The following is a 24,737-nucleotide window of genomic DNA, read 5'->3' as shown; positions in this document are numbered from 1 at the left end:
AAAAAGCTACGCGGAGCGCTCGATCAGCATCTGGGTGAAGAACTCGTAGATGAGACCGGCCTGGAACGCCGACTGCTTGTTATCGGCCGCGCCACCGTGCCCGCCCTCGATGTTCTCGTGGTACCAGACGGTATGGCCCTGCTCCTCGAGCAGTGCCGCCATCTTGCGGGCATGACCAGGATGCACCCGGTCGTCGCGGGTGGAGGTGGTGAGCAGGATCGGCGGGTACGTCGCATCGGCCCGGACGTTCTGATACGGCGAGTACTTGCTGATGTACTCCCACTCCTCGGGCTTATCCGGATCGCCGTATTCGGCGACCCACGACGCACCGGCCAACAGCAGGTGATAGCGCCGCATATCGAGCAGCGGGACCTGGCAGACGATGGCGCCGAACAGTTCCGGGTAGCGGGTCAGCATGACGCCCATGAGCAGACCGCCATTGCTGCCGCCCACCGCGCCGAGTTGTTCGGGGGTGGTGATGCCACGGGCCACCAGATCCTTGGCGATCGAGGAGAAGTCCTCGTACACCTTGTGCCGGTTGGCCTTCTGTACCGAGGTGTGCCACTGCGGTCCGTATTCGCCGCCGCCGCGGATATTGGTCATCACCCAGGTGCCGCCGCGCTCCAGCCAGCCCATCCCGGACGCACCGCTGTAGGCGGGGGTGCGGGAGACCTCGAAGCCGCCGTAGCCGGACATCACCGTCGGACCGGGAACGCCCTTGCGGTCGCGGTGCCGGATCACGAAGTACGGCACCATGGTTCCGTCATCGGACTGCGCGAAGAACTGTTCGGTCTCGATGCCGTCGGCGTCGAAGAAGCCCGGTTCCTGTTTGAGTTGTTCGGTCCGGCCGCCGACCGTGCTGGCGAGCAGGGTGGCCGGATTGGTGAATCCGCTTGTGGTCAGCATGAATTCGTCGCCGCTCTCGAGCGGGTCCAGATTCATCACGCTGGTGGTCGCCATCGGCGGGGTGTCGGCGAGCGGCTCCCGGTGCCAGCCGTCGGCGCCCGGGGTGAGGACGTAGAGCTTGGTCTGCACATCCTCCAGGGTGATCAGCAGCAGATGGTTCTCGGTCCAGCCGTAGCCGTGCAGCGAGGTGTGCTCGTCCGGGGTGAAGACCACCTCGAATTCCCTTGCGCCGGAGAGGAATTTCTCGAAGTCGATGGCCAGCAGCGCACCGGCGGGATAGGTGGTGTCGGCGATCACCCACGGCGACTTCAGTCGCACGAGGAACCAGTCCTTGTACCAGGATTCGCTGGCATCGGTCGGCACGTCGAGATGTCGCAGGCTGCCGTCGCTTTCGAGCAGGTACACCTCTTCGTTGAAGAAGTCGGTGGCGCGGCCGACGAAATGCCGTTCGTAGCCCGGTGTCCGGTCGTAGCCGGCGGAGACCGCGACATCGCCCGGCTCGCCCTCGAAGACCGTCTCCGCTTCGGTGAGCGCAGTGCCGCGCCGCCAGCGCTTGGCGATGCGCGGATATCCGGAATCGGTGAGCGAGCCCGGACCGAAATCGGTGCCGACATAGACCGAGTCGATATCGATCCAGCGGATCTCGGATTTCGCCTCGGGCAGGAAGAATCCGCCGTCGGCGGAATCGATGAATTCCCGTGCTTCGATATCGAATTCGCGCACGACCTTGGCGTCCGCGCCGCCGCGGGACAGGCTGATGAGCGCGCGTGACTGTTCCGGCCGCAGCACCGCGGCGCCGCCCCATACCCAGTTCTCGTTCTCGGCGGCGCCGAGCGCGTCCAGGTCGATCAGCACATCCCAGTCCGGGGACTCCTTGGCGTATTCGGCGAAGGTGGTGCGCCGCCACAGGCCGCGCGGATGTTCGGCATCGCGCCAGAAGTTGTAGAGCCAGCGGCCGCGCCGGCCCGGGTAGGCGATCTTGGTATCGGTATCGAGCATGTCGAGAATGCGGCGCTCGAGTTCGGTGAACCGATCGGAACTGGCAAAGCGCTCGACGACCACGTCGTTGTGCGCACGGGCGAAGTCGAGGGCCCGCTCATCGGTCACTTCTTCGAGCCACAGGTAGGGATCGGTCACAGTCTGCTCAACGCCCTTCATGTCCACATTGTTGCCGAGAGCGCTCGGAAGGTGGGATATTGCACATTAAATCGGGCAAATCGGACACGCCGTTACCGGTTGTTAGATATCCGGTCATGGTGTGTGATCTGGTTCAGACTGGTCAGTAGGATCGCTGCTCCGAGACCGATCGATCGAGAGGGGGCCGGTTTGCCGCAGTTTCTCTGGGAGCAACACTGCTGCCTGCCGTTGCTGCATTCGGCGCGGATCGCGGACCTGGCGCGCTATCCGCTCGGCTCGTATCTGTCGGTGAATGTGGGATATTCGCGGCAGTCGACCGAGGATTCAATTGCGCTGCTGCACAAGTTTCGCCGGAATGCGTTGGGTGACGGCCGATTCCGATTGGTCGAGCGGTTCTCCGATATCGGCGCCACCGATGTCATCGCGCTGGCCTTCGACCTGGAGGATTCGGGGCCGTTGGGTGGCAACCTGGATAACGTCGCCATGTTCTACGACCTCGGCGTTCGCTCACTGCTGCCCACCTACAACCATGCCAATGCGGCCGGTTGCGGCTGCCTGGACACCGATGACACCGGGCTGACCGGCTACGGCCGCGATCTGGTGCGCAGGCAGAACGAGGTCGGCATGTTCGTCGACGGCTCGCACTGCTCGCCCCGGACCGGACTGGATCTGGCCGAATGCACCGAGGTCCCGATGATCTACAGCCATTCCAATTTCGCGGCCCTGTGGGAGCATCCGCGCAATATCACTGACGAACAGGCGCTGGCCTGTGCCGCGACCGGTGGGGTTGTCGGCATCAATGGGGTGGGAATCTTCCTGGGGCAGAACGAGATCGACGGACGTGCCGCGCGGGTGCGGGCGATGGCCGCACATATCGAATACGGCGCCGAACTCCTCGGCATCGAACATGTCGGCGTCGGCTCCGATTACTCCTTCGATGCCGAGGATTTCAATGACATGCTCATGCAGGATCCGGGGGCGTTTTCCGAGGCATATACGAAATGGGGTCCGCTGCAATGGGTTCCGCCTGAGGATCTGCTCGGTCTGAGCGAGCTGCCGGGTCTGGATGCGGCACTCGCCGATCGCGGATTCAGTGCGGCCGACCGGGCGGCGATATTCGGCGGCAACTTCGCCCGGGTCGCACAACAGGTCTGGCGCGACTGACGCGGTACCGATCATGGCGGCCGAGCCCGGTCTCAGGCTCCGAGGTGTTCGGCCGCGACGCGCTTGGGGACGACCATGCGCCAGGCTTCGACGATCAGTTCCGCCAACTCCGCCTCATCGATGGCATCGAGCCGCACCCGGACCCAGTTGTACCGCTCGTCGCGCGGCAGCGGCATGAGGAATTTGCCCGGCTCGCCCGCGACCAGCGCCGCCCGCTCCTGCTCGGGAAAGGCGAAGCCCATGCGGGTCTCGTCCGTGGACAGCGCCACGTACACGATTCGGCCCACCCGGAACTTGACCCGATCCCGCACCAGCGCCTCGGTCGTTCGCGGCAGGCTCAGCGCGATCTGTCGCACGTCATCGGCGGTCACCACCGGCCCATTATCGTCGGCCGGGCCGAACCGTCCGTGGTCATCAGCGCTCGATCAGGCTCGCGTAAATAAAGTTCACCAAGCGGCCGATTCCGCCCTGCGTATGCGCCGATCGACGCGTCTGCTGGTGGAGAGCGAATTGCTATCGGTGCTGCTGGCGGCCCGGGCGGGTTTAGTTCACCGCCGCCCTGTGTCGCACCTGACAGCCAGGCGGGATGGCGCCTGCATGTCTGCCCGCTCACAGGAAAGCCGCCGCACCATGTGGCGCACGTCTCATAGTTGCGGGGGGACGGTGGGTGAAGTTCGTGCGACGGAGTTAGGCTCGACGACGTGACTTCCCATTACGACGTTGTCGTTCTCGGTGCCGGTCCTGGCGGTTATGTCGCCGCCATCCGCGCGGCACAACTTGGCCTCCGTACCGCGATCGTCGAGCAGAAGTATTGGGGTGGTGTCTGCCTCAATGTGGGCTGCATCCCTTCCAAGGCGCTGCTGCGCAATGCGGAACTGGCGCACATCTTCACCAAGGAAGCCAAGACCTTCGGCATCTCCGGCGACGTGAGCTTCGACTTCGGCGTCGCGTTCGACCGCAGCCGCAAGGTCGCCGACGGCCGGGTCAAGGGCGTCCACTTCCTGATGAAGAAGAACAAGATCGACGAGTTCGACGGTAAGGGCACCTTCACCGACGCGAACACCCTCTCGGTCGCGCTCTCCAGCGGCGGCACCGAGACGATCACCTTCACCAACGTGATCATCGCCACCGGCACCGTCACCAAGCTGCTGCCGGGCACCTCGCTCAGCGCGAACGTGGTGACCTACGAGGAGCAGATCCTCACCCGCGACCTGCCCGGCTCGATCCTCATCGTCGGCGCTGGCGCGATCGGCATGGAGTTCGGCTACGTCCTGAAGAACTACGGCGTCGACGTGCGCATCGTGGAGTTCCTGGATCGCGCGCTGCCGAACGAGGACGCCGACGTCTCCAAGGAGATCACCAAGCAGTACAAGAAGCTCGGCATCACCATCACCACCGGTGCCGCCGTGCAGTCGATCGACGACGACGGCTCCAAGGTCACCGTCTCGATCAAGGACAACAAGACCGGCAACCTGGAGACGGTCACCGTCGACAAGGTGCTGCAGGCCGTCGGCTTCGCGCCCCGGGTCGAGGGCTACGGCCTGGAGAACACCGGTGTCGCGCTCGAGCGCGGCGCGATCGTCATCGACGACAACATGCGCACCAGCGTGCCGCACATCTACGCCATCGGTGATGTGACCGGGAAGCTGCAGCTCGCCCACGTCGCGGAGGCCCAGGGCGTCGTGGCCTCGGAAACCATCGCCGGTGCGCCGACGGTCACCCTCGGCGACTACCGGATGATGCCGCGCGCCACCTTCTGCCAGCCGCAGGTCGCCAGCTTCGGCCTGACCGAACAGCAGGCCCGCGACGAAGGCTACGACGTGAAGGTCGCCACCTTCCCGTTCACCGCCAACGGCAAGGCGCACGGCCTCGGCGATCCGACCGGTTTCGTCAAGCTGGTCGCCGATGCCAAGTACGGCGAACTGCTCGGCGGTCACCTCATCGGCCCGGACGTGTCCGAACTGCTCCCGGAGCTGACGCTGGCCCAGAAGTGGGACCTGACCGTCAACGAGCTGACACGCAATGTGCACACCCATCCGACGCTCAGCGAAGCGCTGCAGGAAGCGTTCCACGGCCTCGCTGGCCACATGATCAACTTCTGATCCGAAAAGCCGGGCAGGGGCGTTCGATCCATATCGGATCGGACGCCCCTTCTGCTATACACGCAGGGATGCGTCGGAAATTGCTGATCGGTGGTGCGCTGGTTCTCGTCGTGGTGGTCGCGCTGGGAGTCGGTCAGTACTACCTGATGAATTCGCGGACATACCAACTCGCGGGCCGGTTGGTGCATCGGGTCGACACCGACGCGAAGGTGGTGGCGCTGACCCTGGACGACGGGCCGACCGCCAAGACGCCCGAGATATTGAAAGCCCTTGCGGACGCGTCGATTCCGGCGACCTTCTATCTGATCGGCGACAATCTCGCCGCAAATCCCGAGCAGGGCAGGGCAATTGCGCAGGCCGGGCACGAGATCGGCAATCACAGCTATACCCATCGCCGCCTGGTCTTCGTTTCGGCCGATACCGTCCGCGACGAGATCGAACGCACCGATGCCGAGATCGTGAAGACCGGCTATCGAGGCCCGATCACCTTCCGCCCGCCGTTCGGCAAGAAGCTCTGGGCCCTGCCCAAATACCTCTCCGACCACGATCGCACCACGGTGACCTGGGATGTCGAACCGGACTCCGGGAAGGTGGCGACCGCCGACGCGATCGTCTCCGAAACCGTGGACAAGGTCCGCCCGGGATCGATCATCCTGCTGCACGCCATGCAGGACAGTGGCGCGGCCTCGTTGGCCGCGATACCGCGGATCGTCGCCGAACTCCGTTCCGCCGGTTACCGTTTCGTCACCGTCTCGGATCTGCTGACCCGAGGGTGATCGTCAGAGCATGCCGTAGGCGTGGGTCGGGATGAGGCGGACCAGGGCGCGTCGGTCGGTGACCATCGCCTTGCGGTACTCGTCCCAATCGGGATGTTCGCCGGAGGCGGCGCGGTAGTAGGCGACCAATTCGTCGACGGTGGCGTCGTCCGGGTCAGCGGCCACTGGGGTGAGGTCGACGGTGCCCTCGAGGACGGCGTAGGCGAAGAAGTCCTCGCGGGTGACGTGGATGGCGGCCCACGGTTCGCGGACCAGATTGTGGTACTTGGCGCGGTCGGCGGTGATGGAGATGCGGATGACGCCGTCGTCGCCGACCACATGCAGAACATTGGACAGTTGGGGGCGACCGTTGCGCCGGATGGTTGCGAGAACGGATCGCTTGTTGGCGCGCGCGAAATCGAGCGCGGAGGTGAGTTCCATGAATAGATCAACCGAGCCCGATCGTTGGTCGTTCCCCTGCGTGTCGTCGTGAGCCGGGTGCCGCGAGGTGTGCGCGAGCTCTGGTTGGGCGTGACGCGGAGCGGGCCCGGGAGGCAGCGAACGGGCGTGGGGTGGACCGGTGTCGGTGCGGGTTGCGGGGCTGGTTGGCGGGTGCGGATGGCGGCCCGGGTCAGTGAACGGGGGTGGCGTGGACTGGTGTCGCCACAGGCCGCGGCGAGGTTCGCGGGCTCGGCGGCCCGGGGGTCAGCGAACGGGCATGCGTTCGACTGGTGTCGGTGCGGGCTGCGGGGCTGGTTGGTGGGTGCGGGACGGCGGCCCGGGTTACCCAGGTGAGCAGGCGTTCGAGTGGGCCGCGGCCGAGGATGCGGGTCCACAGGAGCGATCCGATCGCGGCAATGGCGACCGACCAGAGGAACAATCCGGTATTGCCGTCCGGACTCTGCTCGACTACGGCAAGCGAAATCACATGTCCCGCATACACGGTCAGCGGGAGATAGCCGATGGCGTTGAGCGCGGCCAGGATTCGCATGAGCGTCGGTGGGCAGATCAAGAGCAGGCCGAGTATCGCGACCGCCAGTCCGCCCGAACCCAGGATCTCGAAGACGTTGCCGGAGTGCGGTTCCGCGGTGAACAGCGAGGTGAAGCCGGGGCGGGGAATGTCGGCCGGATCCCCCGGCGGCGTCAGTCGCGGTGGTATGCGGCCTGGGCCTCGCGCACCCGCGGCATGTTGAGTTCGACCACCTGAATGAGCTCTTCGAGACGATCGGCGACCAGGGCTCCGAGGTCGGTCAGGGTGTATTCCACCCGCGGCGGGATGGTTTCGTGCACCTCGCGATGCACCATGCCGTCGCGTTCCAGGGCCTGCAGGGTCTGCGAGAGCATGCGTTCGCTGACGCCGTCGACGCGGCGGCGGAGTGCGCTGAACCGGTACGGGCCCTCGCGCAGCGCGACCAGGGCGAGGGTGCCCCAGCGGCTGGACACATTCTGCAGCACCGGTCGTGACGTGCAGTTTCGGGCGAATACATCGGCTTCCAGCGTCGGATCGTCGGTATCCGCCGACGGCGTGCGCTGAGTGGTCATGGAATCGATAGTACCCAACTTGACCAAAGTGGCTACGGAATGCATAGTGCTTACTATTAGTTAGTACTTCATGAACCGTACACATCCCTGGAGGTAGTCATGACCGTCGCCGTAACCGCAGCCGGTGGGCAGTTGGGTCGTCTCGTCGTCGAGGCGTTGTTGCGCGAGGGCACCACGCCGGTGGTCGCTATCGTGCGCGATCCGCAGAAGGTCGCCGATCTGGCCGAGCGGGGCGTCGAGGTCCGCCAGGCCTCCTACGACGACCCGGACGCGCTCGATCGCGCGCTCGCGGGCGTCGACCGGGTGCTGCTCGTCTCCGGTAACGAATTCGGTGCACGAGTCGCCCAGCACACCAATGTGATTCGCGCCGCCGAGCGCGCGGGTGTGAAACTCCTCGCCTACACCAGCATTCCGCGCGCCACCGAGAACCCGCTCATCCTGGCCCAGGAGCACATCGGCACCGAGGCCGTGCTCGCGGAATCCACTGTCCCGCACGCGATCCTGCGCAACGGCTGGTACTGGGAGAACTACTTCGGCGGCCTCGGTCACGCGGTCGAGACCGGTGTACTGCACGGCGCCGCGGGCGAGGGCCGCGTCGCGGGCGCGGCGCGCGCCGACTACGCCGAGGCCGCCGCCAAGGTGCTGACCACCGACGGCCACGCGGGCGCGATCTACGAACTCGGCGGCGACGAGCGCCTCACCTATGCCGAACTGGCGCAGGTGATATCGCAGGCCGCGGGCAAGCCGGTGCGCTACGAGAACCTCTCCAAGGCCGACTACAACGCGGCCCTCGACCAGGCCGGACTCCCGGGCCCCTTCGCTGCGGCCCTGGCCGATGCGGACGCGGGAATCGGTAACGGCATCCTCGATGTCGACTCCGGCGACCTCCAGAAACTGATCGGCCGCCCATCCACCCCCGCCGTCGACGTCTTCCGCGCCGCCCTCGCCTGACCGCGGCGCTACGGTGCTCGCCGCGGATCCGGCATCCGACGGTCGGGTGCGCGTCAGCCGTTGTTCGCGCGCCGTGTTCGACGGTCACCAGTGCGGTGGCCGTCGACGCGGCGCGCGAAACACGGTGCCTACCAGGCGGTTACACCCACTGTACGAGTTGCAGGATGATGCCGTTCGGGTCGACGGTTTGGAAGTAGCGTTCGCCCCAGGGTTCGGTTTCGATCGGGGTGATGATCGGGACGCCCTCGTTCTGTAGGCGTTCATATTCGGCGTCGATGTCGTCGACGACGAAGGCGACGAGTAGGCCCTCGCCCGCGCTGCCCGCTTTGTCCTTCGGTTTGAAGCTGTCCAGCCCGGTGCGCAGGTAGCACAGGGTGAAACCGGCGTCGGGGCGGGCGATGGAGACGAACCCGTCGGCCGACATCTGCTCGGTGAAGCCGAGGTGGTCGATGGCGAACTCGGCCGAGGCCTGCGGGTCGGCGACATTGAGGGAGATGGCGGAAGCGGTGATGTTCAAAAGGTCCTCCTCTGGAGCCGGACTTAAATACTATACTTAGTACGCTGTACTTTGTAGAGAAATTTCCCGGCGGCCGCACTATGACGTGGATCACCCCGATACGATCGGCTTTCGAGCGTGCGGGAGATCCGCGAGACGAGGAGGTGGCGTGGCCGAGCAGTCACGGGACCGCAGTAGTGCGGGTGATCCCGTGCGCACCTTGGAGTTGCTGTGGCGCGTGCCCGGTGCGTCGACGCGCGGACCGAAGCAGCGCAGCAGTGTGGACGCCGTGGTCGCGGCGGCCATCGAGATCGCGGATGCGGAGGGAATCGGCGCGCTCACCATGCGGGCCGTCGCCACCAGGCTCGGCCTGACCCCGATGGCCACCTACACCTATGTGCCGGGCAAGGCCGAGTTGGTCGACCTCATGCTGGACACGGTCTACCGAGAGATGTCACGCCCCGATCTGGCCGAGCTGCCCTGGCGCGATCGCGTCGTGACGATCGCCGCCGAGAATCGCGCCATGCTGATCCGGCACCCGTGGGTCGCCTACCTGCCGACGACCCGTCCACCGCTCGGCCCCGGCGTCGCCGCGAAGTACGAGCACGAACTGCGCGCCTTCGACGGCCTCGGCCTCGACGACCTCGATATGGACGCGGCCCTGACCTTCGTGCTCGGCTTCGTCACCTCCGTCGCCCGTATCGCCATCGACACCGCGCGGGCCGCCGCCGACAGTGCCATGTCCGATCATGAATGGTGGGCGCGCGCCGCTCCGCTGCTCGGCGAGGTCTTCGACGCCGAGCGCTATCCACTCGCGGCCCGCGTCGGCGCGGTCGCGGGCCAGGCGCACGACTCCGCCTACAGCGCGGACCATGCCTATGAATTCGGCCTGGCGCGAGTCCTGGACGGCCTGGCTCGGCTCATCGAAAGTCGCTGAGCCGCACCGCGCACTGTTGGTCGCGGTTGACCGGTCGATCCGGTGATCGGCGGCGGCCCCGCGATGGCCGGATCCGGATCGTCGTAGGCGACGCCGATATCGTCGGCCGGATCGTGCACGTGATCGATCCGGCGGCAGACATCGGCGGTCGTGGTGAGCGCCTGGAAGCCGTGCGGGAAGCCCGCCGAGTTCAGACCGGCCGCTAGCGGGGGCCGCCGTCGCCCCCGCCGGTGCCGACTTCGTTGTGCCGGTCGGACCGCGTGGCATCCGAGCTGCCGGGAAGCATGAAGCTCGCTGTCACAATTGCCAGAAGTATGAATCCCGCCACGATCAACACGAGGCTGACGGTCATGACGCCCCCTTTCTCCTCTCGAGCCGACAGTTAATTGTCAGCTAGCTCGATGAAGGGGTTTCCCCTTATGGAGCCGTCACACTATGGCGTGCGACACACTTCGGCCCCGTGCCCCGGAATCTTGGGCTTTGCGGTTGTGCCGCCGGACAATAGGGCGCAGGAATTGTCAGTCTGCGGGCGAACTGTCCCTCGTGTCGGGGTTCGCCGATGATCGCCCTGAGGTTGCTGTATCAGGCTGGGCGGCGCTGGCTATCATCCGCCCGCGCCGCTGCGTCGAACTCCCGGTCAGACGCCGTCGCGCTGGATTCGCAACGCGGTGATGGTCGCGGCCAACCCCTCGTATTGGTTGATCAGCAGGACAATTTCGATCAGGCTGCGCTCGTCGTAGTGTGTCGCAAGGGCGGCCCAGGTGGCATCGTCGATGTCTCGGGTTTCGACCAGTTTGTCGACGGCGGTGAGCAGGGCGCGATGCTTATCCGACCAGCCGTCCGCGGCGGGCCCGGTGCGGACTCGTTCCAGGATCTCCGGCGTGACACCCGCACGCCTGCCGAGTCGGATGTGATGGTCCATCTCGTAGGCGCACTCGCGCAGCCGGGCAACGCGCAGAATGACCAGCTCGGATTCGTGCCGGGGCAGTCGGCCGCCCGGCATCAATCGGCCGGAGAAGTGCAGCCAGCCGCGGAACAGGCCCTTGGTGCGGCCGAGCGTGCTGAACAGATGCGCGTCATCGGTCCCCGCTGCGCGCGAAAGTACCTGCCAGACCACCCAATTGATCGGGCCGAGCTCACGGAGCCGCCCGGGTGAAATGCGTGGTTGCAACGCCGAAACCATGCCTGTCCCTCCTTGTCCGCCGTTCCCCGATGTGCACCGGTGGAAATCTCGTCGCGGGGCCCGTGCTGGCGGACCGAATCCGAGCGTACTAGCGAGTAAGCCCGTGATCGGTGGGTCCGCGGCACTCTGTTCCGCGGACCGAGGTCCCTTGGACCTCGGCGTATCGGCTGAGCGCAGTTCATGGCTAGGGGTGCGGCTAGGGGACTCGCAAGTGATCGGTGCTACCTCGATGAGGCTGCATGAATCCGACTGGATGGTTTTCTCTAGCTGGATTGTCCTGATCTTCTTGGCTTTCCGGTGGTCTTCCCGGCGACCGCGGGTCATCATCAGTACCGGCGCGGTGGATGCGGGCCGCCTGGGTCGAACCGGATGAGGCAGGGAAGACGCGATGCTGGTGAAGATCAAGACCGGAGCGAATCTGTCCGGGGCGGAGCAGGAGTTCGTGGAGTGCCTGCGGACATATCCCACGACCGGTGTCGCATTGCTCGACCTGGCGGTCGGCGACCGCGGGTCCCGGCGGGTCGATGCGGTCATCCTGACTCCGCGCGGCATCACCGTGGCCGATATCAAGGGTTTCCGGCGCCGGCAGAACGGGATCCTGAACATTTCGCCCGACGGTCCGTGGACGATCAGCGCGGAGCCCGCCGATCTGGACGAGGAGATCTCGGGCAATCCGGTCGACCACCTGGAACACAGTGTGCACGCCGTGAAAACCACCCTCGAGCGGGCATTGATCGATCCGGGCCATATCTGCGGCGTCGCCGTGCTGGTGCCGTTCCGCGGGGTCGCGGTGCGTCCAGCACGGACCAACCTGCGCCCGGGCATGGACATCGTCGTCGCCAATGCCCGCGACGCGACCGAACTGCGCATCTACCTCGAGGGCTTCTCCGCCGGACCGCGCAGCTGGACCGCCGATCGGGTCTTCGCCGCCTGCGATGCGCTCGGCGTCGCCGAAAAGCCCTCGCGCGCCGAACTTCTCGCCGATGGCTTCGATGCGGTGCAGCCCGAAGCGCCGACGCCATCGGCGCGCGAGGCGCGACAGCACGTCATCCCCGCGCCATTGCCGCCGAGCCGGCGGCAGACGACCGCGGGCTGGGTCGTCTTCGCCGTCGCCCTGCTCGGCCTGGTGGCCGTGCTCGTCGTGATCGCGAATTCGCTGGCGCACGACTCGGCCCACCCGGCCCGCGAACCGGACACCTCGACGCCGAGCGTGACACCGTCGCCGCCGCCGTACCGCCCGATCGAGTGCTGGCCATTCCAGACCAACTGCTGATCCGGGCTGAGTGTGCGCTTTCCTATCGAATCCGAAATTTCTGCCGTATCCGCGCAAATTGCGCACGCTCACTCCTCGATACCGCACGGGGCGCGAGAGTTTCGTGAATTCGATGGCCTAACTGGGCTCGGCCGAGTACGTGGGTGCGCGAGTTGCCGATATGTGCGGTGAGCGTGCGCAATGCGGCATGGAGTGCACGCTCAAGCCTCCTCAATCCCGCACCGCGCGCGAAAGTTTCGTGAATTCGATCGCCTGCTGCGCGCGGGCGAGCACGTGCGCGCGCGAACTGCCGATGTGCGTGGTGAGGGTGCGCAATGCGGCGTCGGGATCGCCGTCGAGCAGTTGTTCGGCGATCGCGATGTGCTCGGCGGTCATGGTGGCGATCCGCTCGGGCGTCGGCAGGTCCAGGGTTCGGACCGGGCGCACCCGGACGTACACACCGGTGAGTGCTTCGGCAAGTGCCGTATTTCCCGCTGCCGCAAGCAGATTCGTGTGGAACTGCTCGTCGGCGGCGACCAGTGCGGGCCCCGGCTCGGGTGGATCGTCGCGAAATCCGCGCCAGATATCGAGTTCCACGCGCACCAGCGACAAGTCGTGTGCCGGTGCCGGTTCGCCGACGATACCGATGACCCGCTGAATTCCCCTGGTCTCCAATACAATCCGCAACTCGTACAGATTGCCCAGCTCCTCCAATCGCGGCCGGTACGGATACAGCCCATCGGCGTGGCGCTGCACCAGTCCGTCGGCCTGCAGCCGGGCCAGTGCTTCCCGCACCGGGGTGCGCGAGACCCCGTAGATCTCGGCCAGGCGTTCCTCGCCGAGCCGTTCGGTGGGCACGATCGCCCCCGTGGCCAGGTCTCGCCGCAGCGATTCGTACACCTGCTCGCTGAGCGGAACCCGCCCCCTGCGCGTCATGGCGGCCAGCTCAGATCGCCATCGCCGAGCGAACCGAGGTCTCCGCGCCCGCTCCGCCCTCGCCCGTGGACGTCACCCGTCCGGACTGCAGGACGTAATAGCGTTGCGCCGCTTGTAAAGCGAAGCCGATGTGCTGTTCCACCAGTAGCACGCTGAGTCCGCCGCGACCGGTCAGATCAATGATGGTGCGCTCGATTTCGGCGACCACGGACGGTTGGATGCCCTCGGTCGGCTCGTCGAGAATGAGCAGCTTCGGCTCGGTGATCAGCGCTCTGGCGATCGCCAACTGCTGGCGTTGACCGCCGGACAGCAAGCCCGCCTTGCGAGTCAGCAGTTCCCGCAAAGCCGGAAACAGATCGAGCGATTCATCGATCAAGGCCTTGCCGCGCTTGCGGCCATCGGCCACCACTTGCAGATTCTCGGCCGTGGTCAGTTGCGGGAAACTCTGTTGTCCCTGCGGCACATACGCGATGCCGCGCTTGACCCGGCGTGACGGCGACATCTTGGTGATCGATTCGCCGTTGAAGTTGATCTGGCCGGATTTGGTGGCGATGAGCCCGACTGCGGTGCGCAGCAACGTGGTCTTGCCCGCGCCGTTGTGGCCCATGATCGCTACGACGCTGTCATCCGGAACGGTGACCGATACGCCGTGGATCACCTCGGTCCGGCCGTAACCCGAATGGATGTCGATGAGCTCAAGCATCGGCGGACTCCTTTGCGGTCAGCTCCCGCGCCGTCTGCGCGTCTTCCAGTTCGGTGCCGATGGCCGCGGCGGTGCCGAGGTAGACCTGCTGCACCTTCGGATCGGCCTGCACCTGTTCGACGGTGCCCTCGCTGAGCACCTTGCCCGCGGCCAGCACGGTCACCGAGGTCGCGAAGGATCGCATGAAATCCATATCGTGCTCGACCACCACGACGATGCGTTCACCGCCGATGCGCCGCAATAGATTTCCGGTCTCCTCGCGCTCTTCGGCGCTCATGCCGGCCACCGGTTCGTCGAGCAATAGTACCGAGGCGTTCTGCACCAGCAGCATGCCGATCTCCAGCCATTGCTTCTGCCCGTGTGCCAATACGCCCGCAGGTTTGTCGCGCAGGTCGCCGAGACCGGTGATCTCCAGTGCCTCTTCGATACTCGGCAGCACCGACTTGCGTCGGCGCAGCAGCGTCAGCGCCGACCGACCCGCCCCCGCCGCGATATCGAGGTTCTGCAAGACGCTCAACTGCTCGAAAACGCTTGCCGTCTGGAAGGTTCGGCCGATGCCGAGCCGGGCGATCTGGTGCACCTTCTTGCCGAGGAATTCCACGCCGGACTTCTGCGCCGATCCGCTCGCGGGCACCAGACCGGTGATCGCATCGATGAGCGTGGTCTTGCCCGCGCCATTGGGGCCGATGAGGAACCGGAGATCGCCTTGCAGCACGGTGAGATCCACGTCGGAGACGGCCTTGAACCCGTCGAAACTTACCGAGAGACCTCGGATTTCAAGGTATTCGCTGGACATGCCCGCATTGCCGCCGGGTTTCGGTTCATGCGTGTTCCCGCCGGTCGCCCGACCATCGCCCCCCACCGAATCGCTACGCGATGCTGTATTCATCGGGATTCCACCTTCTCCTCGGAAACCGGCACGACTTCGGGCAGTGGTTCGTCGACGACGACCGGTGTGGACTCGACACTTTTGCGGAACCTGCTGTCCAGCACACCCTTCAGCATCGGCCACACCCCGGCCAGACCCGCCGGAATGAATCCGACGACCACGATGAACAACACACCCTGCAGGTAGGTCCAGCTGGACGGGAACTCCTCCGAGAGCGCGGTCTGCGCCCAGGCCACGCCGATCGCGCCGAGCACCGGCCCGAGCAGTGTGGTCCGCCCGCCGATCGCGACACCGATGATGAAGGCGATGGACGGTACGACACCGATATCGGCGGGGGAGATGATGCCGACGATCGGGGTGAACAGCGCCCCCGCGATGCCAGCGAAGAATGCCGCGACGACATAGGCGACAATCTTGATATTGGCCGGATCGTAGCCGAGGAAGCGCACCCGCTCCTCCTGATCACGAACGGCCACAAGCAATTCGCCGTACCGGCTGCGCATGAGCTGACGCACGGCGGCGACCACCAACAGCAATGTGCCCGCCGCGATGAAGAACAGCATCTGCCGGTTCACCGGATCCGAGAGCTTGAAGCCGAAGAAGGCGCGGAAGTCCGATAGCCCGGTGAATCCGCCGATCTTCTGCTGACCGGTCAGCAGAATCGCCAGCGCCGCGGCCAGCGCCTGGCTCAGGATCGCGAAATACGTGCCCTTGACCCGGCGCTTGAAGACGCCATAGCCCAGTGCCGCCGCGATCAGCGCGGGCAGCACCAGAATGCCGATCAGGGCGACCGGGCCGGATGCGAAAGGCCGCCAGAACGACGGCAATTCGCGGATACCGGCGATCTCCATGAACTCCGGCACGTCGTTGTGCAGCCGGGCGGCATCGGCCATCTGCATATGCATGGCCATGATGTAGGCGCCGATGCCGAAGAACACGCCCTGGCCCAAAGTGAGCATTCCGCCACGGCCCCAAGCCAATCCGATGCCCGCGGCCACAATCGCGAAGCACAGGAACTTGGCGAGCAGATTGAGTCGGAAGTCGCTGAGCAGGGCGGGCGCGACCGCGAACAGCAGGATCGCCGCGACGATGAAGCCGCCCCATGCGGTCACCGAAGGGTGTGCGCGCCAACGTGTGGTCATGCCAGGCTCCTCGTCCGAACGGTGAACAGCCCCTGCGGACGAACCTGCAGGAAGATGACGATGATGATGAAGACGATCACCTTCGCGATCGAGGCCGTCGTGGAGTACTCGATGTACGAATTCAGCAGCCCCAGTGCGAATGCCGCGATCACCGTGCCCTTGATCTGCCCGAGTCCGCCGATCACGACCACCAGGAAGGCATCGATCAGATAGCTCTGCCCGATGGTCGGGCTGGTCGAACCGATCAGGGTCAGCGCGACGCCCGCGACCCCGGCCAGGCCGGAGCCGATGAAGAAGGTGCTGATATCGGTGACGCGGCTGGAAACGCCACTGGTCTCGGCCAAACCGCGGTTCTGCACAACCGCGCGAATGCGCCGACCCAGCGGGGTCGTCTTCAGCACGGTGGCCAGCGCGGTCACCGCGACGACCGCGAGCACGAGAATGAAGATGCGGGTCTTCGGCACCACCGCGCCGAGGATGGTGACACCACCGCTCAGCCAATCGGGAGCGAGCACGTTCTTGGCGGGTGCGCCGAAGATGTCGCGGGCCGCCTGTTGCAGCACCAGTCCCACACCGAAGGTGACCAGCAGTGTGTCCAGCGGCCGGTCGTACATCCAGCGGATCAGCCCCATTTCCAGGGCCGCGCCGAGCAGACCGCCGACCAGGAAGCCGATCAGCAGCGAAACGACCAGCGATACCCCGGTCGACGAGATGACCTTCTGCACAACATAAGTCGTGTAGCACCCCGCCATGATGAATTCGCCGTGCGCCATGTTGATCACGCCCATCTGACCGAAGGTCAGTGAAAGGCCCAGCGCGGCGAGCAGAAGAATGGATCCCAGACTCAGCCCGGTGAAGAGCTGGCCGATCAACACGTCCATAGTGGATTCCTAACGGGGTCGGCCGGGTGCGGGCCCCCTCACACAGCCCGCACCCGGCGCCAGTCGACTACTTGAGGCCTTTGGCCCACTCGTAGGACTTCAGGTACGGGTCCGGCGTGACGGCCTTGCCCGAGTCCCACACCGTGTAGATCAGTCCGTCCGGCCGGATTTCGCCGATGCGGGCGGTCTTGGTGATGTGGTGGTTGGTGCCGTCGACGGTGACCGGGCCCTCCGGGGCCTCGAAGGTCACGCCGTCGGCCGCGGCCTGAATATCGGCCACCTTGAACGACTTCGCCTTCTCGACGGTGTTCTTCCACAGGAAGACCGAGGCGTAGGCGGCCTCCATCGGATCCGAGGTCGGCTTGTCGCCACCGAACGCGGCCTTGTAATCCGAGACGAACTTCTTGTTCACCGGGGTGTCGACGGTCTGGTAGTAGTTCCACGCCGTCAGCTGGCCCGCGATGTTCTGCGCGCCGATGCCCGCGACCTCTTCCTCGGCGATGGACACCGAAACCACCGGCATATCAGCGGCTTTCAGGCCCGCATTGGTGTACTCGCGGAAGAAGGCCACATTCGAATCGCCGTTGAGAGTGTTGAATACCGCGCCCGCCTTGGCATTACGGACCTTGTTGACGATGGTGGAGAAGTCGGTGGAGCCGAGCGGGGTGTAGTCCTCACCCTTGATCTCGATGCCGTTCGCCGCGGCGTAGGCCTTGATCTCCCGGTTCGCGGTCTGCGGGAAGACGTAGTCCGAGCCGACCAGGTAGAGGGATTTGATGCCCTTCTGCTTCAGGTAATCCAGCGCGGGCAGGATCTGCTGGTTGGTGGTCGCGCCGGTGTAGAAGATGTTCTTGCTGTCCTCCAGGCCCTCGTACTGGACCGGGTAGTAGAGCAGTGAGTTCAGGCTCTCGAACTTGGGCTTCATGGCCTTTCGGCTCGACGAGGTCCAGCCGCCGAATACCGCGGCGACACAGTCGGAGCTGATCAGCTTCTCGGCCTTCTCCGCGAAGGTCTTCGGGTCGGAGGCGCCGTCCTCGAGCACCAGGTCGAGCTTCTTGCCCATGACCCCGCCCGCGGCGTTGATCTGGTCGACGGCCAGCTTGGTCGAATTGGCGACGGTGACCTCGGAGATCGCCATGGTGCCCGACAGGGAGTGCAGTGAACCGATTTTGATCGAGTCCTTGGAGGTATCGACGCAGGACGCGGCGTTGGAACCGCTGGTCGAGGCGTCGTCCTTGGCGCCGCAGCCGGTCAGTAACAGACCGGCGAGTGCGACGGCCGTCGGTGCGACCAGCGCCTTGCCGACACGACGGGAACGCGATCGATGAATGTCACGGAATTCTGGCATTGGGCGGGCCCTTCTCACTTCATCAGGTGTTCGGCGGCGCTGCGTGCGCCGTGTCGAATACGCCCGCCTTTGTCCCGGTCATCGCTGTAGACCGGGTTGTATACAAAGGCTGTATTCGTGGAGCGAACGTTAGACAGAAGTTATTGCGACGGAATATCTCTCGGTGACGAGTCCGTTTCGTCTGTTTCCGGCGTGTGAACGTTTGTGATAGTCGCTCAGTGAACGTGTGTGAGGGCCCACTGTGGCTACGGTTGCGTAGCAAGACAGCGGTACGGCAGTCTCGTTTTGTACAACGTCAAAACGTCGATCCCCTTGCCGCCGAGGCCGGGGAGGCGTGAGTCGAGGAGGACCGGGTGGGTCACTACAAGGCGAACGTTCGGGATATCGAGTTCAACCTGTTCGAGGTGTTCGGGCTGGCGAAGCTCCTGGATACGGGTGCCTATGGCGATCTTGATTCGGATACCGTGCGGGAGATCCTCGCCGAGGTGAAGCGGCTGGCCGAGGGGCCGGTGGCGGAGTCCTTCGCCGCGGCCGACCGCGACCCGGTGGTCTACGATCCGGCAACCTATTCGATTTCGGTGCCCGAGGCGCTACGCAAGACCGTCGCGGCCGTGCACGAGGCCGACTGGAGTCGGCTCGGCATGCCGGAGGGGATGGGCGGCACGCCCGCGCCCGCCGCGGTGGTCTGGTCGGTCAACGAGATGCTCACCTGCGCCAACCCGTCGGCGAGCTTCTTCAATATGGGCCCGGTGATGTCCTCGGTGCTGTTCAATGTCGGCACCGAGCAGCAGAAGCAGTGGGCCACAAAGGGTTACGATCGCGGCTGGGCGGGCACCATGGTGCTGACCGAACCCGATGCCGGTTCCGATGTCGGCGCTGGCCGCACCAAGGCGATCAAGCAGGAGGACGGCTCCTGGCATATCGAAGGCGTCAAGCGCTTCATCTCCGGCGGCGATGTCGGCGACACGGCCGAGAACGTCTTCCATCTGGTGCTGGCCCGCCCCGAAGGCGCCGGTCCCGGCACCAAGGGCCTTTCGCTGTTCTATGTGCCGAAATATCTCTTCGATCACGAGACGCTCGAGCTGGGCGACCGCAATGGCGTCTACGTGACCGGCCTCGAGCACAAGATGGGCCTGAAGTCCTCGCCCACCTGTGAGCTGACCTTCGGCGCGACCGATGTGCCCGCCAAGGGCTGGCTGGTCGGCGAGGTGCACAACGGCATCGCGCAGATGTTCCAGGTGATCGAGAACGCCCGCATGGTGGTCGGCATCAAGTCGACCGGCACGTTGTCCACCGGTTACCTCAACGCCCTCGACTACGCCAAGGAGCGCGTGCAGGGCGCGGATCTGACGCAGATGTCGGATAAGGCGGCCGCGCGCGTCGCCATTACCAGCCATCCGGATGTGCGGCGTTCACTGGCGATGCAGAAGGCCTACGCCGAGGGTCTGCGCGCGGTATACCTGTACACCGCCGCGCATCAGAATGCCGATGTGGCGCAGCTGGTTTCGGGTGCGGACGCCGAATTGGCACACCGGGTCGACGATCTGCTGCTGCCGATCGTCAAGGGCGTCGGTTCCGAGCGGGCCTACCAGTACCTGACCGAATCGCTGCAGACGCTGGGTGGTTCGGGGTACCTGCAGGACTACCCGATCGAGCAGTACATCCGCGACGCGAAGATCGACTCGCTCTACGAGGGCACCACCGCCATCCAGGCGCAGGACTTCTTCTTCCGCAAGATCATTCGCGATAAAGGGGTGGCGCTCGCCCACGTCAACGGGCAGATCGCCGCATTTCTGGAGGCGAAGACCGGTCACTTCGAGGCCGAGCGGGCGCTGCTGGCCACCGCGGTCGCCGATGTGCAGGCGATGGCCGCAACGCTCACCGGATATCTGATGGCTTCCCAACAGGATCCGAAGGAGCTGTACAAGGTCGGGCTCGGCTCGGTGCGCTTCCTGCTCGCGGTCGGCGATCTGCTCATCGGCTGGCGGCTGCTGGTGCAGGCCGAGATCGCGGCCGCCGCACTGGCCGCCGAGGCGCCGGTGAAGGACCGGGCCTTCTATGCCGGAAAGGTAACCGTCGCAAGCTTTTTCGCGAAGAACGTGCTGCCGGAGCTGACGGCGGTGAAGAACATCATCGCCGCGATCGATAACGACATCATGGAGTTGGACGAAGCCGCGTTCTGACCTGCGCGCCGGCGAATGCCGGAATCTGCTGTTACGCAGTGGATTTCGGCGTTCTACTCATTGTTCCGCCAGCAGTTTGAGTACGACCGGCCGGGAGAGGGTGCCCGAGACTCGGCGGGCGAGTTGGTTGGCGCTGGCGCCTTCGGCGTGTGCGCCGCGCAGGGCGGCGGCGAGTTCGTCGCGGGCCGTGTCGGCCGCGGCCTGGGCCTCGCGTAGCCGCTGGGCGGCGCGGTCGACGGGGTCGGTCGCCTCGATCTCGGCTGCCGGGCCGGGTTCGTCAACTGGGGTGGCGGGTTCGGTGGTCAACTCGTTGACCGGCTCGCGATGGGGTACCGATTTGTCCCGCCGCATAGCCGCCCTGGCGAACTCCATCATGAATTCCCGGGTCGCGTCCCGGTTCTCGGCGTCCTCGCCGAGCAGCAGGCGGGTGGTCTGCGGGACCGCGAGAGTCCAGTTGGACAGGCCGCACAGCGCGAGCAGCAGCCGGCCCGCATGGCTGGCGTCGACGTCGAATTGCTCTTTGGCGCGGTCGAATTTCCGCACGTAGTGCTGGGCGCGCCAGCCGTCGACGTCGTGCGCGTCGGCGCCGCGGTGCAGGCCCTCCCAGAGCAATAGTCGCAGCAGCTGCGGGTTCTCGCGGTGGTAGTTGAACAGTTTGCCCACGTACTCGCCGGGTTCGGTGTCGGCCAACGGCTGGACCACATCCATGAACTCGCGCATCGTGTCGATCAGGATGACGTCGAAGAGCTTGTCCTTGCTGCCGAACAGGCCGTAGATGCGCTCCTTGTTCACTCCGGCCGCCTCCGCGATCCGATCGACCCGCGCGCCGGCCAGGCCGTATTCGGCGAATTCGTCACGCGCGGCGCGCAGTAGGGCCTGCTTGGTCGCGTCGCTTCGTTTCATCGTGACCGTCATGACCGCGACTTTACCATCTCATTAAACCAACTATTTGGTTGACAGCGGCCGTGTCGTGGGCCTACCTTCGTCGCTATGGCAACGCCGACACTTCAGCTTCCGGCCGGTATTCCGGCCCGGGCGCGCATCCGCAGCGCGTCACCACGTGCGCACACCGGGCGTACCCTCCCCGTCTTCGTCCTGTCCGCCCTGTTGGCCACCGGTCAGATGTACATCCCGATTCCCCTGTTCACGGCCATGAAGGCGGACTGGAACGTGGGTGCGGGGGTGATGACCTGGATCATCAGCGCCTTCGCCTTCGGCTATGCGGGTGGCTTCGTGCTGTTCGGTCCGCTCTCGGATCGCTACGGCCACCGCCGGGTACTGGTCACCGGCATGATCGTCGCTGCGGTGGTCACACTGTTGACCGGTCTATCATTCAGTGCTCCGATCGCGGTCGGACTGCGGGTGGTGCAGGGCTTGGTCGTCGGATCGATTCCGCCCGCGATCATGGCCTACATCGCCACACGTATCGCCCCGGCGCATCGCGCGGTGGTCACCATGTCGGTGGCCACATCCTTCCTGGCCGCGACGGTATTGGCGCAGATCGCCTCGCAAGCCGTTGTCGCCTCGTTGCCGTGGCGCACGATGTTCATCGGTTCGGCAGTCGTCTTCGTGGCGCTCGCCTTCGTTCTGCGTGCCGTCATGCTCGACGATGCGCCCACCGGCCGGGACAAGCCGCTCGTGCACAGTTATGCCGCGATCCCCGCGGTGCTGCGCATCAAGGCGCTGCTGCCGATGCTGGCCGCGGGCGCGCTGGCCATGGCGGTAATGGTCGGGGTGTACACCGGCATCGAAATCACCGGTCTGGTCAAGGGTTCCGGCGAACTGCTCGCGCTGCGGGCCGGTGCGCTGCCGGTGATGTTCGCCTTGCCGCTGCTGGCAATTCCGCTCTCGCGCCTGACCAAGCCGGGGCAGATGGTGCTCGGCGTGCTGGTCGCCGCGACGGCGATGGTGATCGCAACTTTCGAGGGCACCCACCTCGCGGTGCTGACGGTTTTGCTCGCGGTGCTGGTCGGTGGCTTGGGTGTTATCGCACCGGCGGTGCTGCAGACCGCGGGGGAGTTGGGCGGCGAAGCCCGCGCCGCAGCGTCGTCGGTCGCGATGTTCAGCTTCTACGTCGGCGCCACCGCCGGACCACTGGTCGCCGCTGCCGCTGCGCCCCACGGCTTTTCGGTGCTGGCCTGGACCCTTGCGACCCTACTGGTCCTGGCACTGGCCCTCACCCTCCTCGGTATTCGAATCCAGCGCCCAACCCGAACAGCCTGAGCGCTCACCACAACGGCCGCACCCACAAAGGGTGCGGCCGTAGTCGAACGTAGGGAAATGGCCGAAGTCCCAGCCGATCCCGACCCCCCTTGACTACCCTCATGGGGCTGAACCGCCACCTGCGCTCGCGATCAAGATCAGGTGGCACTGGTGGCGGGGGCTTCTCGGGCGATGCCGCCACAGATTCCACGTGATCACACGTCCAGTTGAGGGGGGTGGGTGGTGGCGTTCGGGTTGGGTGGGCTGCGGTAGGTCCTGTTGTTCTGCACCTACTTCCAGGGGGTGCGGACCCCGGATGGTTTGGCGTTCCGTGGTTTTGCTGTTGCAGTGCTGGGCGCGTCGTGTGCCGTACCCGGCTTACCTCCCGCAGTCGAGTGGGCAGGCAGGCGGCTTCCAGCTTGGTCGACTGGCTGTGGTTGCGTTCTCGAGCGTTTCGAGGTGAGTCGAATGGTGGTTGTTGGTGGGGTGAGCCGCCATTTGACTGCGCTCGCGGGGGTGAGGGGGCGTGGGCTATTTGAGGACGTAGGGGGAGACTGAGCTGCGGTGTTCGCTGATGTCGAGGACTTTGCCCAGTGGGGGGAAGGCGCGTTGGGGGCAGTTGGCGCGTTCGCAGACGCGGCAGCCTGCGCCGATCGGGGTGGCTTTGGCCTCGTCGAGGTCGATGCCGTCGGCGTAGACGACCCGGCCCGCGTGGCGTAGTTCGCAACCCAGGCCGATCGCGAAGGTCTTGCTGGCCTGGCCATATCGGGTCGCGCGGCGTTCGACGGTTCGGGCGACCCAGAGGTATTTGCGACCGTCGGGCATCTGGGCGATCTGGGTCATGATCTTGCCCGGATAGGCGAAGGTTTCGTAGACGTTCCATAGCGGGCAGGTGCCGCCGCTGGCGGAGAAGTGGAATCCGGTGGCGGACTGGCGTTTGGACATATTGCCTGCCCGGTCGACGCGTACGAACGAGAACGGGACCCCGCGCAGCTTGGGCCGCTGGAGCGTCGAGAGGCGATGGCAGATCGTCTCGTAGCTCTGGGTGAAGAAGGCCGAAAGTCGCTCGATGTCGTATCGGAAATCCTCGGCGACCTCGTGAAAGTGCGTGTAGGGCAATACGGTTGCGGCGGCGAAGTAGTTGGCCAGGCCGAGCATGGCCAACTTGCGGGTGTCCTCGGAGGCGAAATTGCCCTCCTCCACCAGCTTTTCGAGCAGATCGCCGCATTCGAAGTAGGCGAGTTCGGCGGCGAGTTTGAAGGTGCGCTGGCCGCCGGACAGGTGCGGCGCGATCTCGAGCCGCTGGGTGTCGGGATCGTAGCGGTGCAGCACGCCCTCGCCGAGGTCGATCCGCTCGACGATGCGCACGTCGTGCGCGCGCAGACGGCGTGCGATCTCGCTGTTCACATCGCCGCCGTGGAAGCGGATGCGGGCGGTGAGTTCCTCTGCGGCGGTATCCAATTCGTGGATGTAGTTCTGCCGCTGATAGAAGAAGTCGCGCACCTCCTCGTGCGGCTTGCTGATCGCCGCACTGCCGGAACCGTCGGCGAAACGGTCCTCGGTGGCGGCGGCCAGCTGCGCGGAGGTATTGCGGTACCGGTTGTGCATATTGACCAGTGCCCGCGCCATGCTCGGGTGCGCGGAGACCATATCCGCGATCTCCTGGGTATCGGCCTCGATGCCGAGCTCCTGGTCCATCACGACCTCCTGGAGTTCGGCGATGAGCCGGGTGTCATCCTGGGAGGAGAAGAAGGTCGCGTCGACGCCGAATACTTCGCTGATCCGCAGCAGTACCGGCACGGTGAGCGGGCGCACATCGTGTTCGATCTGATTGAGGTAACTCGCCGAGATCTCCAGCTTCTGGGCGAGTGAGACCTGGCTCAGCCCTCGTTCGGTACGCAGCTGGCGAAGCCGCGCCCCGACGTAAGTCTTGGCCATGCGTCCAGTTTATGAGCGCCTTCGCAACGTTGCCAATGGGTAATTAGCACCAGTGCTGAGCGATATGTCACACCCTCGGGTTACCGTCGA

At 65.4% G+C, this 24,737-nt stretch carries 24 protein-coding genes; 9 read left to right on the top strand and 15 right to left on the bottom strand.

Annotated elements, in window-relative coordinates:
• Positions 1 to 6: 6 nt before the first annotated feature.
• Positions 7 to 2,064 carry a prolyl oligopeptidase family serine peptidase gene (locus ACHQ4I_RS35490; RefSeq protein ID WP_420776270.1) on the bottom strand — a complete coding sequence of 686 codons (2,058 nt, stop codon included), beginning with the start codon at positions 2,062 to 2,064 and terminating at the stop codon, positions 7 to 9.
• A 168-nt stretch (positions 2,065 to 2,232) separates the two neighbouring features.
• On the opposite strand from ACHQ4I_RS35490, the gene ACHQ4I_RS35485 reads away from it, so the two are divergent.
• The gene (locus tag ACHQ4I_RS35485) at positions 2,233 to 3,207 is read left to right on the top strand and encodes a dipeptidase (protein WP_420776269.1); all 975 of its coding nucleotides are present in this window, start codon (positions 2,233 to 2,235) and stop codon (positions 3,205 to 3,207) included.
• Positions 3,208 to 3,239: 32 nt separating this feature from the next.
• Here the strand turns inward: ACHQ4I_RS35485 and ACHQ4I_RS35480 are convergent, their stop codons facing one another.
• Positions 3,240 to 3,581: an MmcQ/YjbR family DNA-binding protein gene (locus ACHQ4I_RS35480; protein ID WP_420776268.1), complete on the bottom strand. Its 342-nt coding sequence runs from the start codon at positions 3,579 to 3,581 to the stop codon at positions 3,240 to 3,242.
• Between the two features lie 327 nt (positions 3,582 to 3,908).
• On the opposite strand from ACHQ4I_RS35480, the gene lpdA reads away from it, so the two are divergent.
• Positions 3,909 to 5,309, top strand: a complete 1,401-nt coding sequence (gene lpdA / locus ACHQ4I_RS35475; RefSeq protein ID WP_420776267.1) for a dihydrolipoyl dehydrogenase — start codon at positions 3,909 to 3,911, stop codon at positions 5,307 to 5,309.
• A gap of 68 nt (positions 5,310 to 5,377) precedes the next feature.
• On the top strand, positions 5,378 to 6,085 hold the full coding sequence (locus ACHQ4I_RS35470) for a polysaccharide deacetylase family protein (protein WP_420776266.1): 708 nt from the start codon (positions 5,378 to 5,380) through the stop codon (positions 6,083 to 6,085).
• Positions 6,086 to 6,088: 3 nt separating this feature from the next.
• Here ACHQ4I_RS35470 and ACHQ4I_RS35465 read toward each other — a convergent pair whose 3' ends face one another.
• The 3 genes from ACHQ4I_RS35465 to ACHQ4I_RS35455 all read right to left on the bottom strand — a co-directional run bounded on the left by ACHQ4I_RS35465 (position 6,089) and on the right by ACHQ4I_RS35455 (position 7,606).
• Complete coding sequence (locus ACHQ4I_RS35465) at positions 6,089 to 6,505, bottom strand: PPOX class F420-dependent oxidoreductase (RefSeq protein WP_420776265.1); 417 nt, start codon at positions 6,503 to 6,505, stop codon at positions 6,089 to 6,091.
• Between the two features lie 190 nt (positions 6,506 to 6,695).
• The gene (locus ACHQ4I_RS35460; protein WP_420776264.1) at positions 6,696 to 7,055 is read right to left on the bottom strand and encodes a hypothetical protein; all 360 of its coding nucleotides are present in this window, start codon (positions 7,053 to 7,055) and stop codon (positions 6,696 to 6,698) included.
• A gap of 152 nt (positions 7,056 to 7,207) precedes the next feature.
• Positions 7,208 to 7,606 (bottom strand): winged helix-turn-helix transcriptional regulator, encoded by a 399-nt coding sequence (locus ACHQ4I_RS35455; protein ID WP_420776263.1) that lies wholly within the window; start codon positions 7,604 to 7,606, stop codon positions 7,208 to 7,210.
• A 99-nt stretch (positions 7,607 to 7,705) separates the two neighbouring features.
• Here ACHQ4I_RS35455 and ACHQ4I_RS35450 point away from each other — a divergent pair, with 99 nt between their 5' ends.
• Positions 7,706 to 8,557 (top strand): SDR family oxidoreductase, encoded by an 852-nt coding sequence (locus ACHQ4I_RS35450; RefSeq protein ID WP_420776262.1) that lies wholly within the window; start codon positions 7,706 to 7,708, stop codon positions 8,555 to 8,557.
• A gap of 139 nt (positions 8,558 to 8,696) precedes the next feature.
• Here ACHQ4I_RS35450 and ACHQ4I_RS35445 read toward each other — a convergent pair whose 3' ends face one another.
• Entirely contained in the window at positions 8,697 to 9,074 is a 378-nt protein-coding gene (locus ACHQ4I_RS35445) for a VOC family protein (RefSeq protein WP_420776261.1), read from the bottom strand.
• A gap of 148 nt (positions 9,075 to 9,222) precedes the next feature.
• Here ACHQ4I_RS35445 and ACHQ4I_RS35440 point away from each other — a divergent pair, with 148 nt between their 5' ends.
• Both ACHQ4I_RS35440 and ACHQ4I_RS35435 read left to right on the top strand, forming a co-directional pair.
• A complete protein-coding gene (locus tag ACHQ4I_RS35440) occupies positions 9,223 to 9,990 on the top strand; it encodes a TetR/AcrR family transcriptional regulator C-terminal domain-containing protein (RefSeq protein ID WP_420776260.1) in 768 nt (255 codons plus the stop codon).
• Positions 9,991 to 10,016: 26 nt separating this feature from the next.
• The gene (locus tag ACHQ4I_RS35435; RefSeq protein ID WP_420776259.1) at positions 10,017 to 10,196 is read left to right on the top strand and encodes a hypothetical protein; all 180 of its coding nucleotides are present in this window, start codon (positions 10,017 to 10,019) and stop codon (positions 10,194 to 10,196) included.
• A gap of 431 nt (positions 10,197 to 10,627) precedes the next feature.
• Here ACHQ4I_RS35435 and ACHQ4I_RS35430 read toward each other — a convergent pair whose 3' ends face one another.
• On the bottom strand, positions 10,628 to 11,161 hold the full coding sequence (locus tag ACHQ4I_RS35430) for a carboxymuconolactone decarboxylase family protein (RefSeq protein ID WP_420776619.1): 534 nt from the start codon (positions 11,159 to 11,161) through the stop codon (positions 10,628 to 10,630).
• Between the two features lie 400 nt (positions 11,162 to 11,561).
• On the opposite strand from ACHQ4I_RS35430, the gene ACHQ4I_RS35425 reads away from it, so the two are divergent.
• Complete coding sequence (locus ACHQ4I_RS35425; RefSeq protein ID WP_420776258.1) at positions 11,562 to 12,446, top strand: nuclease-related domain-containing protein; 885 nt, start codon at positions 11,562 to 11,564, stop codon at positions 12,444 to 12,446.
• Between the two features lie 210 nt (positions 12,447 to 12,656).
• Here ACHQ4I_RS35425 and ACHQ4I_RS35420 read toward each other — a convergent pair whose 3' ends face one another.
• The 6 genes from ACHQ4I_RS35420 to urtA form a co-directional block, all read right to left on the bottom strand.
• Positions 12,657 to 13,361 (bottom strand): GntR family transcriptional regulator, encoded by a 705-nt coding sequence (locus tag ACHQ4I_RS35420; protein WP_420776257.1) that lies wholly within the window; start codon positions 13,359 to 13,361, stop codon positions 12,657 to 12,659.
• A 10-nt stretch (positions 13,362 to 13,371) separates the two neighbouring features.
• Positions 13,372 to 14,064 (bottom strand): urea ABC transporter ATP-binding subunit UrtE, encoded by a 693-nt coding sequence (urtE, locus tag ACHQ4I_RS35415; RefSeq protein ID WP_420776256.1) that lies wholly within the window; start codon positions 14,062 to 14,064, stop codon positions 13,372 to 13,374.
• On the bottom strand, positions 14,057 to 14,860 hold the full coding sequence (urtD, locus tag ACHQ4I_RS35410; RefSeq protein ID WP_420776618.1) for an urea ABC transporter ATP-binding protein UrtD: 804 nt from the start codon (positions 14,858 to 14,860) through the stop codon (positions 14,057 to 14,059). The genes urtE and urtD overlap by 8 nt, the downstream gene beginning before the upstream one ends.
• An 89-nt stretch (positions 14,861 to 14,949) precedes the next feature.
• The gene (gene urtC / locus ACHQ4I_RS35405) at positions 14,950 to 16,095 is read right to left on the bottom strand and encodes an urea ABC transporter permease subunit UrtC (protein ID WP_420776255.1); all 1,146 of its coding nucleotides are present in this window, start codon (positions 16,093 to 16,095) and stop codon (positions 14,950 to 14,952) included.
• Complete coding sequence (gene urtB, locus ACHQ4I_RS35400; RefSeq protein WP_420776254.1) at positions 16,092 to 16,976, bottom strand: urea ABC transporter permease subunit UrtB; 885 nt, start codon at positions 16,974 to 16,976, stop codon at positions 16,092 to 16,094. The genes urtC and urtB overlap by 4 nt, the downstream gene beginning before the upstream one ends.
• A gap of 67 nt (positions 16,977 to 17,043) precedes the next feature.
• Positions 17,044 to 18,324 (bottom strand): urea ABC transporter substrate-binding protein, encoded by a 1,281-nt coding sequence (gene urtA, locus ACHQ4I_RS35395; RefSeq protein WP_420776253.1) that lies wholly within the window; start codon positions 18,322 to 18,324, stop codon positions 17,044 to 17,046.
• A 353-nt stretch (positions 18,325 to 18,677) separates the two neighbouring features.
• Here urtA and ACHQ4I_RS35390 point away from each other — a divergent pair, with 353 nt between their 5' ends.
• On the top strand, positions 18,678 to 20,507 hold the full coding sequence (locus ACHQ4I_RS35390) for an acyl-CoA dehydrogenase (protein ID WP_420776252.1): 1,830 nt from the start codon (positions 18,678 to 18,680) through the stop codon (positions 20,505 to 20,507).
• A 57-nt stretch (positions 20,508 to 20,564) separates the two neighbouring features.
• Here the strand turns inward: ACHQ4I_RS35390 and ACHQ4I_RS35385 are convergent, their stop codons facing one another.
• Positions 20,565 to 21,422, bottom strand: a complete 858-nt coding sequence (locus ACHQ4I_RS35385; RefSeq protein WP_420776251.1) for a TetR/AcrR family transcriptional regulator — start codon at positions 21,420 to 21,422, stop codon at positions 20,565 to 20,567.
• 75 nt (positions 21,423 to 21,497) lie between these two features.
• Here ACHQ4I_RS35385 and ACHQ4I_RS35380 point away from each other — a divergent pair, with 75 nt between their 5' ends.
• Positions 21,498 to 22,730 (top strand): MFS transporter, encoded by a 1,233-nt coding sequence (locus tag ACHQ4I_RS35380; protein WP_420776250.1) that lies wholly within the window; start codon positions 21,498 to 21,500, stop codon positions 22,728 to 22,730.
• Between the two features lie 510 nt (positions 22,731 to 23,240).
• On the opposite strand, the gene ramB is transcribed toward ACHQ4I_RS35380, so the two are convergent.
• On the bottom strand, positions 23,241 to 24,647 hold the full coding sequence (ramB, locus tag ACHQ4I_RS35375; RefSeq protein WP_420776249.1) for an acetate metabolism transcriptional regulator RamB: 1,407 nt from the start codon (positions 24,645 to 24,647) through the stop codon (positions 23,241 to 23,243).
• Between the last annotated feature and the right edge of the window lie 90 nt (positions 24,648 to 24,737).

The organism is Nocardia nepalensis (assembly GCF_048910785.1).
GTDB classification, from domain to species: Bacteria; Actinomycetota; Actinomycetes; order Mycobacteriales; family Mycobacteriaceae; genus Nocardia; species Nocardia nepalensis.
This window is presented reverse-complemented; position numbering and strand designations above follow the sequence as displayed.